The 18,590-nt window shown below is 64.1% G+C and carries 2 protein-coding genes (1 of these 2 cut by a window edge); one reads left to right on the top strand and one right to left on the bottom strand.

Annotated features, from left to right (window positions below):
* Positions 1-41: 41 nt before the first annotated feature.
* Positions 42-1,274, bottom strand: coding sequence for an argininosuccinate synthase (locus tag ACILSO_RS08165; protein WP_395736891.1), 1,233 nt, complete (start codon positions 1,272-1,274; stop codon positions 42-44).
* 187 nt (positions 1,275-1,461) lie between these two features.
* On the opposite strand from ACILSO_RS08165, the gene ACILSO_RS08160 reads away from it, so the two are divergent.
* Positions 1,462-18,590: the 5' portion of a putative Ig domain-containing protein gene (locus tag ACILSO_RS08160; RefSeq protein ID WP_395736890.1), read on the top strand. 14,803 nt of this gene lie beyond the right edge of the window; the window shows 17,129 of its 31,932 coding nt (coding positions 1-17,129); its start codon is at positions 1,462-1,464; its stop codon lies off the right edge, out of view.

Genomic DNA, 18,590 nt, shown 5'->3' with positions numbered 1-18,590 from the left:
CCCCTGCGGCGTTGAAAACATGATCGGCTCGTTGGAGCGTCTTACTTCTTCCGATCCCGGATCGCACCCGTCTTCAGGCGCAGGCCGTTCAGTCGGATGAAGCCGGTCGCGTCGTCCTGGTTGTAGGCCTTCGTCGGGTCGGCTTCCATCGTGGCGATCTGCGGGTTGTACAGGCTGAAGATGCTCTTGCGGCCTGCGGGGATGATGTTGCCCTTGTAGAGTTTCACACGCACCGTGCCGCTGACCTTCTTCTGGCTCTCGGTGACGAGGGCCTGCAGCGCGAGGCGTTCTGGGGCGTACCAGAAGCCGTTGTACACCAGCGTGGCATACTTCGGAATCAGGCTGTCGCGCAGGTGCATCACCTCGCGGTCCATCGTCAGGCTTTCGATCTGGCGGTGCGCAAAGTGCAGAATGCTGCCGCCGGGGGTTTCATACACGCCGCGGCTCTTCATGCCCACAAAGCGGTTTTCCACCATGTCCACACGGCCCACGCCGTGCTTGCCGCCCAGCTTGTTGAGCATCTTCATCACGCCCAGCGGGGAGAGCAGCTTGCCGTTCACGGCGATACAGTTGCCCTTCTCAAATTCCAGGATCACCGTCTCCGCCTTGTCCGGCGCGTCTTCAGGGAAGACGGACAGCGTGTTGAAGTAGCCTTTGTACTTCGGATCGCTGGCGTCAAACCAGGGGTCTTCCAGGATGCCCGCTTCGTAGCTGATGTGCAGGAGGTTGCGGTCCATGGAGAAAGGCTTCTTCGCGCTGGCCTGCACCGGGATCTTCTTCTCCTCGCAGTAGGCGATCATCTCCGCACGGCCGGGGAACTGGGTGCGGAAGCGCTCGTCGCGCCAGGGGGCGATGATCTCAATCTCCGGCGCCAAAGCGGCGGCGGTCAGCTCAAAGCGCACCTGGTCATTGCCCTTGCCGGTGGCACCGTGGGCGATGAACCCGGCCTTCTCAGCCTTGGCAATCTCCACCATGCGCTTGGCGATCAGCGGGCGCGCAATGCTCGTGCCCAGAAAGTATTCGCCTTCATAGATGGCTCCGGCCTGGATCATCGGGTAGATGAAGTCGGAGGCAAATTCCTCCTGCAGGTCGTCGATGTAGATCTTCGAGGCCCCGGTTTTCTTGGCCTTGGCGTTCAGGCCTTTCAGTTCGTCGTCCTGCCCGACGTTGGCGCAGAAGGCGATGACTTCAGCGTCATAGGTTTCCTTGATCCAGGAGAGAAGGACGGAGGTGTCGAGACCGCCGGAGTATGCGAGGACGATTTTTTTGCTCATGTGTTCCACTTTTTTGAGGGGGGTGCCGAGGATAAGGGATTTCGCTGGTGTGTCGAGCCTCGGAGTGAGCCTTTTTTTGACATTTTGGGGGGAGGAAAAGGGGGTGATTAGGAAAAGTTAAATAATTCCCTTCTTTCTATTGAAATTATAATTGATATGGTTAAAGTCGGTTTATTCACAGAATTACATGGATTTGTCTCCAGAATACAGCCGTCAGCTCCCCTCTCTCCCCAGAGACGGGCATTCGGCTGCCTCCACGCTGCGCGCTCTTTCGGGCGTGAGGGGACACCGTGCCGGGCTGGGACACGCCCTTTTTGCCTTCGTCGCCCTGTTTTTCGCCTCGGCGGCCAGCACCCAGGCGGCCACGGATTTCAGTGACTATTCGGTCTTTGCCAGTGCCAGCAGCACCACGGTCAGCACCATCAGGCTCGGTGCCACTACCGACAGTGAAACGGCCATCACGGCCAATGCCACCGCCACGGGAGACGACACCACGGGCACCGACGACGAAGACGGTGTCATCCTCCCTGCTTACCTGGTTGCTGGTGCCACCGGCAGCATCAGCGCCATCGTCACCAACACCAGTGGCGCCTCCATTTATCTGAACGCTTGGATTGATTTCAATCGCAACGGCGCCCTGACCGACACGGGTGAACAGATCGCCGCCAATACGATCATCCCCACCGGCACGTCCAATTCGACCAAGGTCATCTCCTTCACCGTGCCCGCTGCGGCATCTCTCGGCACGGCAGGCATTCGCGTCCGCCTCACCTCCACCAGCACCCCGGGTTCCACCGGTCTCAGCGGAAACGGTGAGGTGGAGGACAGCATCATCACCATCCTCCCGGCCACCGACTTCGGAGATGACTCCGGACTTGGCCTTGCCGGCAGCACCTACTCCACCGCTCTCCGCATGGGAGCGCTGGTGGACAGCGAAGGCCCTGCCTTGGCCAACGCTGCAGCCACCGGGGACGACACCAACAACACCGACGACGATGACGGCGTCACGCTTCCCGCCTCCGTCATCCAGGGCCAGTCCGGCGTGAGCGTGACCGTAAACGTGACCAACACCACCGGCGCGGACGCCTACCTCAATGGCTGGATCGACTTCAACAACAACGGCCTCCTCACCGATGTGGGCGAGCAGATCGCGGTCAATGATGTCGTCGCCACCGGCACCAGCGGCGGCACGCGCACCTACACCTTCACCATTCCGGCCGCTGCGGCCACCGGGGCGGTTGGCGTGCGTTTCCGTCTCACCTCCATCGCCTCTCCTGGAGACAGCGGCCTCGCCGGCACAGGTGAAGTCGAAGACTACGCTCTCACCATCGTCCCTGCTTCTGATCGCGGTGACTTCTCCCGCTTCGCGGACGCCAGCAGCTACAACTCCCCGGCGCTTGGCATCGGCGATCTGGAAGACAATGAATTCACCGCCGTCACCAACCTCGCGGCCACGGGTGACGACATCACCAATGTGAACGACGAAGACGGCGTCACGCTTCAGGCCATTCTGGTGCAGGGCCAGGCCGGCGTGGCGGTCACCGTCAAGCTCAACAACACCTCCGGCGCTCCCGCCTACCTCAACGGCTGGGTGGATTTCAACAACAACGGCACTTTGGAAGCCAGCGAGCAGGTGATCGCGGATTCAGTCGTTGATGACGGCACTTCCGGTGACTTCCAGACCTTCTACTTCGATGTTCCCAGCACGGCCACCCTGGGGTCCGTCGGCGCCCGCTTCCGCCTGACCTCGGTTGCCTCCCCCGGCGCCACCGGTGCCAGCGGCTACGGTGAAGTGGAAGACTACACCACCACCATCGTCGCGCCTTCGTCCAATTTCCGTGACTACTTCTATAGCATCCGCGCGGTGGGCACCCAGTTCTACCTGGACGAAATCTCCGTTTACAATCCCAACTCCGCCTCGCCGACCGTCTCGGTGACGCCGGGCATCCTCAATCTGAACACCGCCTCTCCCGGCTTCAACGCCAGCGCCACGGACGCATGGATGAACGGCCTGGCACTCGACTGGCTGAACCGCCGCTTCTACTGGCTGGCCACCTCCACCGGATCCAGCGGCTACAATGCGAGCTTGTACACGGCGGCCTACAACAACGTTACCAAAACCTGGAGCTACCAGCTCGTCACAGGTTCCGCGCTTTCAAACATCACCTTCAATTCCGGCACGCCCTCCTCGGCCACTGCCAGTTCGGGAGCGTTCCCGCGTGCTGCTTTCTACAATGGCGAATATTACGCCGGCGGCCAGCTCGACAACAACGTGGCCGTCTGGCATCTGAACGCCGCCGGCCTGGGCCTCAGCACGCCCGCTTACAGCGACTACACGAACTTCTTCCACCTGAGCCAGACCTTCAACGGCGGTGACTTCGTCATTCGTCCGCAGGACGGCCTGCTGGTCACCTCCACCGTGATCAACAGCACCAACACGCTGTTCAACCAGTTCATTGATGACGGCGAAAACTCCTCCGGCCCCGCCGCCACCACCGCCAGCGTGGACACGCAGATCCCTTACTCCAGCAACAGCTCCGTGCAGATTGCCGGTGTGGGTGGTGTGACCCGCCTCTATGCTCTGGGCTCCGCTGGCTCCAATGTTTACCGCATCGACAGGTACGACACCTCCACTCCGAATGCGGTGAAGGTGGGTCCGCTGCCCACCGCCACCTACACCGACTTGTCCGAAGGTATCTCCTCCTCCGTGACCTCCCTCGGCGTGAAGGGCATCGTGTACTATGACGTGAACGGCCTGACCGACGGCATCATCAGCGGCACCGGCACCAACGCCAGCGGCACCCTGTTTGCCATGCTCGTGGACGGCTCCGGCAATCTGGTGGACTCCTTCCCGGTCAAGAGTGACGGTACCTTCATCCTCGGCGGCGCCTCGGCCAACACCTCTTACAAGGTCGTGCTGAGCACCTCCTACGGCAGCCTCGGTTCCACCGCTCCAGCGGCTGCTGTTCCAAACGGATGGCTGAATGCAGGTGAGTTCCTCGGCTCCGGCTCGGGCAGTGACGGCACCATCGATGGCAGCCTCGCCGTCACGGTCGGCTCCGTGGGGATCGTGAACGCCACCTTCGGCCTGACTCGCACACTGTCCATCGGCGACACGGTGTTTAACGACGTCAACAACAACGGCCTACAGGACGTCGGGGAAAGCGGCATCGGCGGTGTCACCGTTCAGCTCTGGAATCCCGGCACTGACAACGCCATCGGCGGTACCGGCTCTGCGGCGGACACGCTGACCAGCACCACCGCCACGGACGCTTCTGGAACTTACAGCTTCGTGGGTTTGAGCACCGGCAAATACTTCGTCACCGTGACGCCCAGCACGCTCTACTCCGTGGTCAGCAGCACCGTGGCAGGAGACAATGGTGTGGACAATGACAACAACGGCTCGCAGCCGGGCGGACGCGCCACGACGGTTTACAGTCCGATCATCACGCTGACCCAAGGCGCCGAACCGGGGAACCTCTCCACCGGCGGCGGCAACAACGAAAACACCATCGACTTCGGCCTGCTCACCGCAGTGGACTACGGCGATTATTCGTCCTTCGGCTCTGCTGGCAGCACACTCAATTCAACCCTCCGTCTCGGCGCGTTGATTGACTCCGAATATTCCGCCAACAACAACGCCTCGGCCACGGGAGACAACATCACCGGCCTGAATGACGAAGACGGCGTGGTGGTGCCATCCGCCATCTACCAGGGCACTTCCACAACGCTCACCGCCACGGTGACCAACACCAGCGGCTCTTCCGCCTTCCTCAATGCGTGGGTGGATTTCAATGGCAACGGCGTGCTGACAGACGCGGGCGAGCAGGTGGCCAGCAACGTCGTCATCGCCACCGGCACCAGTTCCAGCGCGCGCGCCATCACCTTCACCACGCCTGCTGGAGCTTCTCTTGGCAATGTGGGCATCCGCGTCCGCCTCAGCTCGGTGAGCACTCCCGGCTCCACCGGCACCGCAGGCGTTGGCGAAGTGGAGGACTACCTGGCCAATGTTTGCTCCGCCATCTCGCTTTCACCGGCCACCGCGGCGGTGCCGTCCGCTGGCGCTGCTTATTCGCAGACGATCACCTCCACCGGCGGCACCGGGCCTTACACCTACACGGTCTCCAGCGGTGCGCTGCCTGCCTGGGCTGCTCTCAGTTCCGCAGGCGTGCTGAGCGGCACGCCGAATACCACCGCGAGCGCCACCTTCACCGTCAGCGCGACCGATGCCAAGGGCTGCGTGGGCACAGTCAGCTACACGCTCACTCCTCTGTGTCCGGCCATCAGTCTTACACCCTCCACGCTTCCGCCCGCCACCGTCGGCACCGCCTATTCCCAGACGCTCACTCCATCCGGCGGCGTTGCTCCTTACGGCTCCTGGAGCATCACCTCCGGTTCACTGCCTGCGGGGCTCACGCTCAATGCCAGCAGCGGTGTCATCAGCGGCACGCCCACCAGCACCACCTCCTCCACCTTCACCGTGCGTGTCATCGATATCAATGGCTGCGCCGGTGCTCTTTCCTACACCATGGCGCCTGTCTGCCCGGCAGTGACCATCTCCCCCAGCACCTTGGTCACCGGCACGGTCGGCAGTGCCTACTCGCAGACGCTTTCCGCTACGGGTGGCACCGCGCCGTATGGCACATGGACCGTCACGGCCGGCACTCTCCCCGCAGGCCTCACGCTGAACGCCTCCACCGGCGTCATCAGCGGCACGCCGACCGCATCGGCCAGCCCTGCAACGTCCATCACGGTGCGTGTGAACGACGCCAACGGCTGCCAGGGCTCGCGCGCAATGACGCTGCAGATCTGCCCTGTCATCTCCTTCTCTCCGACCACTCTCCCCGCGGCGACAGTCGGGACGGCTTACACGCAGACCATCTCCGCCACTGGCGGCACCGCTCCCTACACTTTCGCTCTCGCCAGCGGCACTCTGCCCTCCTGGGCTTCTCTCACCTCCGCCGGTGTTCTCAGCGGCACGCCCACCAGCACGGCCACTTCCATCTTCACCCTGCGCGTCACGGACGCCAATGCTTGCACCTCCACGCTCGCCTACACCCTCACCCCGCAGTGTCCTACCATCACCGTCACTCCTTCGGCGCTCCCTGCCGGCAGTGTGGGCGCGGCGTATTCTCAAACCCTCGCAGCGAGCGGCGGCATCGCCCCTTACAGTTCCTGGACCATCACCGGCGGAGCGCTGCCGGCTGGTTTGACTCTCAATGCCAGCACCGGCGTCATCAGCGGCACCCCCACCGCCACGGCCAGCCCCGCCACCACCGTCACCTTCCGTGTGAATGATGCCAATGGCTGCCAGGGTTCGCGGGCTGTCACGCTGCAGATCTGCCCGGCTGTCACGCTGGCGCCCGTCACGCCGGCCGGCGGCACGGTGGGCGTCGTCTATTCGCAGACCATCACTCCTTCAGGCGGATCCACTCCCTACACCTTCGCCGTCGTCAGCGGCACACTGCCAGTGGGCCTCACGCTCAATGCCAGCACCGGCGTCGTCAGCGGCACACCCACCTCCAACAGCAGCGCCAACGTCACCATCCGTGCCACGGATGCAAACGGCTGCGCGGGCACGCAGGCCATGACGTTTGCCATGGGCTGCCCCGCCATCAGTGTCTCCACTTCCACCCTGGCTCAGGGCGGCGTCGGCACCGCTTATTCTCAATCACTCGCGGCATCCGGTGGCTCCGGAACCTACACATGGTCCGTCAGCAGCGGCACTCTGCCATCCGGCCTCACCTTGAGCAGCGGCGGTCTTCTCAGCGGCACCCCCACGGCCGGCAATGCCGCCGGCGTGAGCATCACGATCGCCGCCACGGACACGGCCGCAAGCACTTGCGCAGGCACCAAAACCTTCACGCTGCAGGTCTGCCCGGTCGTCTCCCTCTCCCCCACCACGCTGACCACTCCCACCGTGGGCACCGCCTACTCGCAGACCATCACCGCCTCCGGTGGTGCCGCCTCCTACACTTATTCGCTCGCCAGCGGCACGCTGCCAGCCTGGGCCACTCTGAGCTCCACAGGCGTTCTCAGCGGCACTCCCACCAGCACCACCTCCGCCACCTTCTCGGTCAAGGCCACCGATGCCAACGGCTGCGTCGGCACACGCTCCTACACCATCACTCCTGCATGTGCCACCATCGCCATCAGCCCCACCTCTTTGACCCAGGGAACGGTGGGCACGGCTTACTCGCAGGCGCTGGCCGCCAGCGGTGGCACGGCTCCTTACAGCTCCTGGACGCTCACCAGCGGCACGCTGCCCGCGGGCCTCACGCTCAATGCCTCCACCGGTGTCATCAGCGGCACTCCCACCGCCTCCGCCAGCCCCGCCACCTCCGTCACTGTTCGGGTCAATGATTCCAATGGCTGCCAGGGTTCCCAAATCGTCACGCTGCAGGTCTGTCCCGTCATCACCCTGGCTCCGGCCACGCTCACCACCCCTGTCGTTGGCTCCTCTTATTCGCAGACGGTTTCCGCCAGCGGCGGCACCTCTCCTTACACCTTCACCCTCGCCAGCGGCGCGCTGCCAGCCTGGGCCACCATGTCCTCGGGCGGGGTCATCACCGGCACTCCCACCACCACGACTGTGGCCGCCTTCACCGTGCGGGCTACGGATGCCAATGGCTGCGCCAAAACACTGGCCTGCACCCTGGCTCCTGTCTGCCCGGCCATCACCATCTCTCCCTCCACCCTGGCGCAGGCCACCCTCGGTTCCGCCTACTCGCAGAGCCTCTCCGCCAGCGGCGGCACCTCTGCTTACACCTGGGCGCTGACCTCCGGCACCCTGCCGGCCGGCCTCTCCCTCAACACCAGCTCTGGTTTGATTTCCGGCACGCCCACAGCGGTCAATGCGGTGGGCGCAAGCATCACTCTGCGCGCCACGGACGCCAATGGCTGCCAGTCTTCCAGCACCTTCACCCTCCAGGTCTGCCCGGTGATCACTGTCACCCCCGCCACTGCGCCTGCCGGTGCGGTTGGCACGGCTTACAGCCAGACTCTGGCCTCCAGCGGCGGCACCGCCCCCTACACCTACTCTGTCGTCAGCGGCACTCCGCCCACCGGCCTCACTCTCAGCACCAGCGGCGTGCTCAGCGGCACCCCCACGGTGTCCAATGGAGCCGGCGGCAGCTTTACGGTGCGCAGCACAGACGCCAGTGGCTGTGTGAAAGATCAGCCTGTCACCATCAAGATCTGCCCGGTCATTTCCCTCAGCACTCTGACCTCCGCCTGGACCGTCGGTTCCAGCTCCACGCAAACCCTCTCCGCCAGCGGCGGCGCTGCTCCTTATGTCCTCGCCTTGGTCAGCGGCTCGCTGCCTGCAGGTGTCACCTTCAATGCCAGCACCGGAGTGCTCAGCGGCACGCCCACCAGCCCGGTCTCGCGTTCCTTTGTCATCTCCGCCACGGATGCCAATGGCTGCGCCACCACTCAGAGCTACATCATCGCGCCGCAGTGCCCCGTCATCAGTGTCGGCCCCGGCACTCTGCCCGTGGGCATGGTCGGCCGCACCTACTCCCAGACGTTCACCACCACGGGTGGCACCGCCCCTTACACTTATGCGATCTCCTCCGGCTCCCTGCCTGCCGGTCTGAGCCTGAACACCACCACCGGCGCCATCACTGGTACGCCGACCGCTGCATCCGTTTCTGCCGTCACCCTGACCGTCACGGATGCCACCACCTGCCAGGTTTCCATCACCCGCAGCATCACCATCTCCTCCAATGTGGTTTCGAGCTGCCCGATGCCGCTGAATCAGTCCATCGGCGGCGCCTATGAAGTCACCCGCCTCGGGCGCGATGTGCTTGGTGGTGAAAACTCCGGCTTCGGCAACTGCCTTTACAACATGTCGCCAAACGGCCGCTGGATCACCGGCATCCGCACCGGCCTCACGTCCTACGGCTTCCTGCTGAACACCCTCACGGACACAAACATCAACGTGCCGCTGCTGGACGCCTCCCATCCCTACGCCATGGGCCGCGATGTCAACGACAGCGGCAATGCCGTGGGCTACGAAAAATTCACCACTGGCACCAAGGTCTCCATCATTCCCTGGTACTACAGCCAGACCACCGGCACCAGCGTGCGCCTGCTCACTCCGTTTGATACCAATGCCAGCATGAGCGCGCTGCCTTCCGCCCTCACCAGCGACAGCGCCTACGCCTTCGGCACCGTGGACCCGGACGGCCCCGGCGGCCCCGTCATCTCCCAGGGTGGTTATTGGAACATCAGCACTCGTGCATGGACGGCCATCCCGGGCGTTCTCGCCGTGGTGGATGCCTCTGCGGACGGCACCACGCTGCTCGTCACAGACACCAGCGGTGTGGGCAAAGTCCTCAGCGGCAGCCCGGGCTCAGGTTACACCACCACGATCGTTACCTTTAGCGGCGGTTCTCTGAACGCAGGCCGCGTCAGCCCGAACGGACGCTACATCGGCTCCAGCCAGAAGCTCTCCGGCGTGCCCACGCCGTTCGTGTATGACATTCAGGCCAGCCTTCGCACCAATCTCCCACGCATCCTCCCGCAGGACAGCCTGGGCGGCATCGTGGGGGCGGTCAGCGATACCGGCCGCGTGCTCGGTTCCATCTACAGCAGCGCCTCCACCGGCAGCTTTGCAGTCATGTGGGACACGCCCACAGACCTTTACACCCGCATTTCGGACCTGCTCGTTTCAGACGGCCACGTCGGGCAGGACAGCGCCTATTCCTTCTGGAACATCTACAATGGTGGCGACGGCATCTCCGCGGACGGCACCGTGATGGGAGTGTATGGCAACAACCCCTACAATGTGGAAGATTCCATGGTGTTCCAAAAGGCGGCCGTTGCGGACTCTCGCCTCTGCCTTGGCAATGCCGTGTGGCAGGACACCAACCGCAATGGCATCAAGGACGCAGGCGAGCCTGGTGCCGTCGGCGCGGTGGTGCATCTCTTCCATCCTGGCGCGGACGGCGTGCGCGGCGGCACCGGAGTGAATGCGGACTATGAAATCGCCTCGCCCATCACCACCACGAGCAGCGGCGTCTATGTCTTCAGTTCCATCCCTGCCGGCACCTACTACGTGCAGGTCATCCCGCCTGCCTCTCTGCCTTCGACCTCCGGCGTGGTCGTGGCTCTGGACAATGGCGTGGACAATGACAACAACGGCATGCAGCCCGGCGGCCCCGGCACGCCGATCTACAGCCCCATGATCGTCCTCGCTCCCGGCACCGAGCCGGTGAATGATGGGGATACCAATGCCAACACGGAATTCACCGTGGACTTCGCCCTCAGCGATGGCGTGAGCGTGGGCGACCTCGTGTTTGCCGACATCAATGGCGACGGTTTGTTCCAGTCCACCACCGAATCCGGCGTGTCGGGCATCACCGTTCAGCTTCTGGACGGCACCACCGGCAATCTCATGCTGAGCACCGTTACGGATGCCAGCGGCGCTTACTTCTTCGGCGGCTGCGCACCTGGCACCTACCGCATCAATGTTCCTTCACCGCCCAGCGCCTACAGCTCCGCCACCCTTTCAGTGACCGCAGACAATGGCGTGAACAATGACAGCAACGGCGTGCAGAACGGCGGCCCGGGTTCAAACTCCATCAGCAACGTCTTCACCCTGGCGGTCGGCAAGGAGCCCGGATCCACCGGCAGCACGAGCTTTGAAAACACCATCGACATGGGTTTCCGTTCCTGCCCGGTCGTCACCGTCACTCCCACCACACTGGCCAATGGTACGGTCGGCACGGCTTACTCCCAGACACTCAGCGCCACGGGCAGCTCCGCCACTCCTTATACTTGGACTATCTCATCGGGCGCGCTGCCAGCGGGTCTCAGCATCAGCAGTGCGGGCGTCATCTCCGGCACACCCACCGCCGCCACCAATGGCGTGAATGGCGCCAGCATCACCGTGCGTGTCATCGATGCCAGCTTGTGCGTCAGAGACCAGCAGGTGCAGATCAAAATCGCTCCCGTCATCACCGTGAATCCCGCCACGCTGCCGACACCGCTCGTGGGCACGACCTATTCCCAGACCATCACCGCCACTGGCTCCACGGCCACCCCGATCAGCTACAGTGCCACCGGTCTGCCCGCCTGGCTCTCCCTGGACTCCGCCACCGGCGTGCTCTCCGGCACTCCCACCAATTCGACAACGGTCACCTTCACCGTCACCGCCACGGATGCCAATCTCTGCACCGGTTCACGTCAATACACCCTGACTCCCGTCTGCCCCACCATCACGTTGACTCCCGCCACCCTCGCCACGCCGACGATGAATGCGGCTTACAGCCAGCTGCTGGGCGCCACGGGAGGGAAGGGGCCCTACAGCTATGTGATGACCAGCGGTTCGCTGCCTGCCGGCCTTACCCTGAACAACGTCACCGGCGTCATCAGCGGCATCGCCACCAACATGGTGCCCGCCACGTTTACGATTCGTGCCACCGACTCCAATGCTTGCACGGGTTCCAGCACCTTCACGCTCACTCCTTCCTGCCCCATCATCGCCATCGCGCCATCCATCCTCGCCGGTGGCAGTGTCGCAGTTCCTTACAGCCAGAGCATGAGCGCCACCAACGGCGTCGCTCCTTATGTCTGGTCGGTCAGCGACGGCGCTCTGCCAGACGGCCTCAGCCTGAACGGGACCACGGGCGCCATCACCGGAACTCCCACCACGGTGCAGACCTCCGCCTTCACCTTGAAGGTCACCGACGCCAACAACTGCTCGCAGACCCGCTCCTACTCCGTCGATGTCAATTCCATCACCTTCGGCGATCTTGTGTGGAATGACGCCAACAACAACGGGCTCAAGGACTCCTCTGAAACCGGTCTCGCAGGAGCGCAGGTGCAGCTCTTCAGCCCGGGCACGGACAATGCCGTCGGTGGCACCGGCAGCGCGGCGGACACGCAGATCGGCACCACTTTCACCACCACCACCTCCGGTGCTTATTCCTTCTCGGGCCTGTCTCCCGGCAAATACTTCGTGGTGGTCACTCCGCCTTCCTCCAATCCCGTCACCGGCGGCACACCGGTCACGCTCGACAATGGAGTGAACAATGACAACAACGGCGCGCAGCCTGGCGGCCCGGGCACTCCTCTCTACAGCCCGGTCATCGACCTCACTCCCGGCACCGAGCCGGTGAACGACGGTGACACGGATGCCAGCACCGACCTGAGCATCGACTTCGGCCTCTTCTCCGGCATCAGCATCGGCGATCTCGTCTTCCTCGATGCCAACGGCGACGGCCTCTATCAGAGCGGCAGCGAAAGCGGCGTCGCCGGTGTCACCGTCGCGCTCATGTCCCGCGGCGCGGACAATGTGGCCTACAATGGTGACGACGTCATCATCACCACCACGACCACCAACGCCGGCGGTGCCTATGGCTTCTCGGTGTTCCAGACCGGTGTCTATTATGTCCGAGTCACACCCGGCGCCACGCAGCTCATGGCCCTCAATGGCGTCTCCGCTGACAATGGCGTGGACAATGACAGCAACGCCATCAGCCAGCCCGGCGGCGCAGGCACCGTGGTGAACGGCGCCACCTTCACGCTTACCTTCGCCGGTGAACCCGGAACCGCTGGCACAACCAACGTCGAAAACACCATCGACATCGGCCTGCGCAACTGCCCTGCCATCCTCATCTCGCCTTCCACCCTGCCATCTGTGATCGCAGGCACCAGCTACAGCCAGACCCTCAGCGCCAGCAGCGGTGCGGCGCCTTACACCTGGTCCGTTCAGGCCGCCACACTGCCAGCAGGTCTCTCGCTCTCGTCCTCCGGTGTCCTCAGCGGCACGCCGACCACGGCCGGTGCCAGCAGCATCGTCGTCACCGCCACGGACAGCCTGGGTTGCAAGGCCACTTCCACGATCCCGCTGCGCGTCTGCCCGGTCATCACGCTCAATCCCGCCTCTCTCCCCGCTCCCACCATCGGCTTCCTCTATTCGCAGACCATCACCACCTCCGGCACCAGCGCCACTCCTCTGACCTGGAGCGGCGCCAGCCTGCCTTCCTGGCTCAGCATCAACACCAGCACCGGAGTGCTCAGCGGCACGCCCACCACCTCCACGCCCGCCACCTTTACGCTTACTGCCACGGATGCCAACGGCTGCTCCGGCTCTCGCTCTTACACCGTCACTCCTGTCTGCCCTGTCATCACCGTCGGCGGCACCGCTCCTGCCAATGGTTATCTCAAGACCAGCTTCAATGCCACCATCACCGCCAGCGGCGGCACGGCGGCTTACACCTTTGCCCTGGTCAGCGGCACATTGCCCCCCGGTCTCAGCCTCGCCTCCAATGGCACCGTCAGCGGCACTCCCACCACGCTCGGCACCTACACCGTGACGGTGCGTGCCACGGACGCCTACAGCTGCCAGAGCACCGCCACCGCCGTGACCTTCAACATCAAGGGCATGTCCATCGGCAATCTCGTCTGGGTGGACATGAACGATGACGGCCTGCGCGGCTCGACGGAAAGCGGCGTGCCAAACCTTCCCGTGCAGCTCTGGTCTCCGGGCATCAATGGCGTGGGCAACAACGGCAGCGGCGATGACGTGCTGCTCGCCTCCACCACCACCGACTCCAATGGCGCCTACACCTTCACCGGTCTCGCTCCCGGCACCTGCTACGTGCGCATCCCCACTCCGCCGGCCTATTATCCCAAGGCCAGCACCAGCCAGGTGAATCTGGACAACGGCGTCGACAATGACAACAACGGCATCCAGGCCGCCTCGGGCCTCGCCGTTTACACGCCGCTCATCACCCTCTCTCCCGGCACGGAGCCAGTTATCGGAGTGGATGGAGACGACGCAGATGCGGATGGCACCATCGACATCGGCTTCGCCAACTCCAATCCCTGCCAGATCACCAATCTCATCGACAACCCCAGCTTCGAATTCCAGGGCCTGCCAAACATCACCGGCACCGGCACCACCGTTCTCGGCTACGATGGCACGGGCACGACCATGGGCACCGGAATCAATGCCATCCAGTGGGTCGGCGGCACCAACAGCACCAGCGGTGTGGGCGAGCCGATGCAGCGCATGCAGGTCAGCGTCGGCACCACCGGTTCCAAGGTTTCCTGGATGGAGAGCGTGAAGAGCCGCCACGGCAAGCGCATGGTTCTGCTGCAGGGCACCAACTCCTCCGTCAGTCTCCTCCCCGCAGGCGGCGGCAACTGGAGCAGCGTGCTGCAGCCCGGCAAAGAATACGAGCTCAGCGTCTGGGCCACCAGCGCCTCCTCCGGTGCGGCTTCCATCCTGTGGAATCTCGGCGCCAATGCGCAGATCTTCCAGATCATCACCGGTTCCACTCCCGGCCTCTATCAATACTACACCGTGCCGCAGGGCGAAATGAGCGCCACCGCTCCGGGCGTCAGCCAGTGCTGCGGATACAATGGCGGCACCATTTCCTATTCCGCCTTTGGTGCTTCCGATTACAACAACTGGACCGAAGCCACCGCCAACTCCACCCAGCCTCTGTGGCGCCAGTTCACCTACCACTTCCGCGTGGCCAATGGCGCCACCGCTTCGCAGATCGACACCGCCACGCTCGCTCTCTCCGGCGGCAGTTCCACCAATGCGGTCGCGGCTGACCTGGTCTATCTCTGCCAGGTCAACACCACTGCCACGCTTACCATCGGCAATCTCGTCTGGAACGACGCCAACAAAAACGGCATCCGCGACACCGGCGCCACCACCGAAATCGGCATCAGCAGCGTCACCGTCGACCTCTTCACCAGTTCCAATGATGTCGCGGGCGATGCCGACGACCTCCTCGTCGCCACCACCACCACGAACTCCGCCGGCGCTTACAACTTCACCGGCCTCGCCGAAAACAAGTATGTGGTCCGCGTCACTCCGCCCGCCAGCATTCAGGCCACCGGCGGCAATGTGGTCTCGCTGGACAACGGCGTGAACAATGACAACAACGGCAGCCAGCCCGCCGGCCCCGGCACCTTCATTTACAGCCCGGTTATCACGCTCGCCACCGGTACGGAGCCCGTCAACGATGGCGACACCAACCCCGACACCGAGCTCAGCATCGACTTTGGTTTGTTCTCCGGCATCCAGCTTGGCAATCAGCTCTTCGTCGATGCCAACAACGACGGTGTCTTCAGCAGCGCAACCGAAACGGGTGTCGGAGCTGGAGTCACGGTCGAACTCCTCGATGGCTCGGTGAACACCGTCATCACCACCACCACCACCAACAGCTCCGGTGTCTATGGCTTCACCGTTTATCAGCCCGCCAGCTACCGCGTGCGCGTCCCCACGCCGCCTGCGGCCTATCCGCTGGCTTCCGGCGTGGTGAACACGGCGGATGACGGCCGTGACAACGACAGCAATGGCAGCCAGACCGGCGGCATCAACACCGCTGTCATCAGCCCGGTGATCACCCTCACCGCCGGCGGCGAGCCTGGCAGCACCGGCAATACCAACACGGAAAACACCGTCGACTTCGGCTTCCGCGGCTGCCCCGTCATCACCATCAGCCCCGGCACCGTCGCTGTGGCCACGCAGTACGTCGCCTACAATCCGCTCACGCTCACCTCCAGCGGCGGCTCCGGCGGTTACACCTATGCCATCAGCAGCGGTGCTCTGCCAAACGGCATGGCCATGAGCAGCGCCGGCCTCATCAATGGCACTCCCGGCGCTTCCGCCGCTCCTGGCAGCTACTCCTTCACCGTGCGCAGCACCGACAGCCAGGGCTGCTCCGGCACGCAGAACTACATCCTCACACTGGCGAACGCCATCGTCACCGTCTCGCCATCCACCCTGCCTGCTGCGACTCAATACGCCACCTACTCGCAGAGCCTCGTGGCCTCCGGCGGCACCTCTCCCTATGCCTGGAGCGTCGGACCCGCGCCTCTCACCGGCACCGCCGCCCTCTGGCCCGGTGAAAGCGGTGGTGCGGAAATCATCGCCAGCAACAACGCCGCATTGATTAACGGCGTCGCCTTCACCACCGGCCTCGTCGGCAAAGCCTTCAGCTTCGACGGCACCAATGATTACCTCCAGGTCGCCGACCAGTCGGTGCTGCGTCCCGCTCAGATCACACTGGAAGCCTGGGTGAAGCCATCGAGCGCCACGCCAGCGGCAGATCAGATCATCATCCAAAAGAGCACGAACAGCGCCACTCCGGCCGATGGCTATGGCTTGATCCAGCGCAGCGGCACCAGCACCGTGCGCTTCTTTGTCAACCGCCCCTCCACCGTCGCCTCGGCCTCCGACGTCGTGGACGCCACGCTCACGGTGAACGCATGGAATCATGTCGTGGCCACCTATGACGGCGCCACGTTGTTCATCTATGTCAATGGTGTGCAGGCTGCGACGAAAGCCTTCACCACGGCCATCAGCCACTCCACCCAGCCGCTCGTCATGGGTGGCAGCTCCACCACCAGCACCTGCTGGAATGGCGCGCTGGATGAACCTGCGATCTACAATCGCGCCCTCTCCGCCGCGGAAGCCCTCGCCCGCTACACCGCGACCAACAGCGGCAACAACGGCCTGCCCACCGGCATGACGCTGGACGCCACCACCGGCCTCCTCAGCGGCACTCCTTCCTCGGTCCCCACCACTTATCCGTTCACGGTTCGTGCCAGCGACGTTTACAGCGGCGTCGGCACCCGCACCTATTCCCTCACCGTCGGTTGCCCTACCTTCAACATCACTCCCAAGACCTTCGCCGATGCACCTCAGTACGCTGCTTACACTTCGGTCACGCTGAACGCTGCGGGCGGCACCGCTCCTTACGTGTGGGACATCACCACCGGCGCGCTGCCCACCGGCATGAGCCTCAGCAGCGCCGGCGTCATCAGCGGCACTCCCGGCTCCGCTCCTGCCACCTACAATTTCACCGTGCGTGCGCGTGACGTGAACAACTGCGTCACTACCCAGGCCCTCAGCATCAAGGTCATCTGCCCAACCATCTCCCTCACGCCTTCCACGCTTGCCAATGCCCAGCAGTTCGCCGCATACTCGGCCGTGCTGATGGATGGCACGGGCGGCACCTCCCCTTACACCTTCAGCATCAAGAGCGGTGCCCTTCCTGCAGGCATGAGCCTCAGCAGCGCCGGTCTTCTCAGCGGCACTCCCACCGCGCTTCCGGGCGACTACACCGTGGTGGTGCAGGGGACTGACAGCGCCGCCTGCTCCGGCACCCGCAGCTACACGCTGCATGTGAACTGCCCTGCCATCACCGTCAGTCCTTCCACCATGGCTGCTGGCAGCCAGTATCAGGCCTACAGCCAGACGATGACCGCCAGCGGTGGCAATGGCACCTACACCTGGTCCTTGAACAGCGGCTCCACGCTGCCCGCCGGCCTCACTCTCAGCAGCGGCGGTGTCATCAGCGGCACGCCGACCGTTGCTCCCGGCACCTACACCTTCGGCGTCACTGCCACAGACACCGCGGGTTGCACCGGCACACGCACCTGCAGCATCATCTTCAACTGCCCCGCCATCACCGTCTCCCCCACCACGCTGCCGCAGGCCACGGACACCGTCGCCTACAGCCAGCAGCTCACCGTGAGCGGCGGCACCACTCCTTACACCTGGTCCCTCGCCTCCGGCGCGCTGCCTTCCGGCATCACCCTCTCGTCCGCAGGTCTGATCAGCGGCACCACCAACGTTGTCGGTTCCTTCAACTTCACCGTGCAGGTCAGCGACCTGAACTCCTGCGTCAAACAGCAGGCGCTGGTGCTCGGCGTGAACTGCGCGGCCATCACCATCACACCTTCCACTCTCCCCGCCGCCACGGTGTGGTCCGCCTACTCGCAGCAGTTCTCCAGCAGCGGCGGCGTGGGCACCAAGACCTGGACCATCAAGTCCGGCTCCCTGCCCACTGGCATGACGCTCAGCACCTCCGGCCTGCTCAGTGGCACACCCACGGACACCGCCGGCACCTTCAGCTTCACCGTCCAGGCCATGGACCAGAACAACTGCCCCGGCACGCTCGCCTGCACGCTCACACTGCAGTGCCCTGTGGTCAGCATCACTCCCACCACAGTGCCAAACGGCACCGTCGCCAATGCCTACTCCACCACCCTCAGTGCATCCGGCGCCACAGGCTCTTACACCTGGAGTCTCCCTGTTGGCAGCACGCTGCCTCCAGGCCTCGCTCTCAGCCCCACCGGCGTCATCAGCGGCACGCCGACCGCCACCGGCACCTACAGCTTCGGCGTCACCGCCACCGCCCTCTACTCTTGCAAAGCCACGCAGACCATCACCATGACGGTCGTCTGCCCCACGCTCGCCCTCAGCCCCACCAGCCTGAGCTCCGGCTATCGTGGTGTCGCTTACTCGCAGACCATCGTCGCCAGCGGCGGTATCAGCCC

The sequence above is a fragment of the Prosthecobacter sp. genome (assembly GCF_044226605.1).
Classification (GTDB): domain Bacteria; phylum Verrucomicrobiota; class Verrucomicrobiia; order Verrucomicrobiales; family Verrucomicrobiaceae; genus Prosthecobacter.
The sequence above is the reverse complement of the archived record's forward strand: the minus strand, read 5'-3'. Positions and strand labels throughout refer to the sequence as shown.

Excerpts from the sequence above, each read along its gene's own strand:
- ACILSO_RS08165 (WP_395736891.1), bottom strand. The coding sequence starts at position 1,274 with ATGAGCAAAAAAATCGTCCTCGCATACTCCGGCGGTCTCGACACCTCC.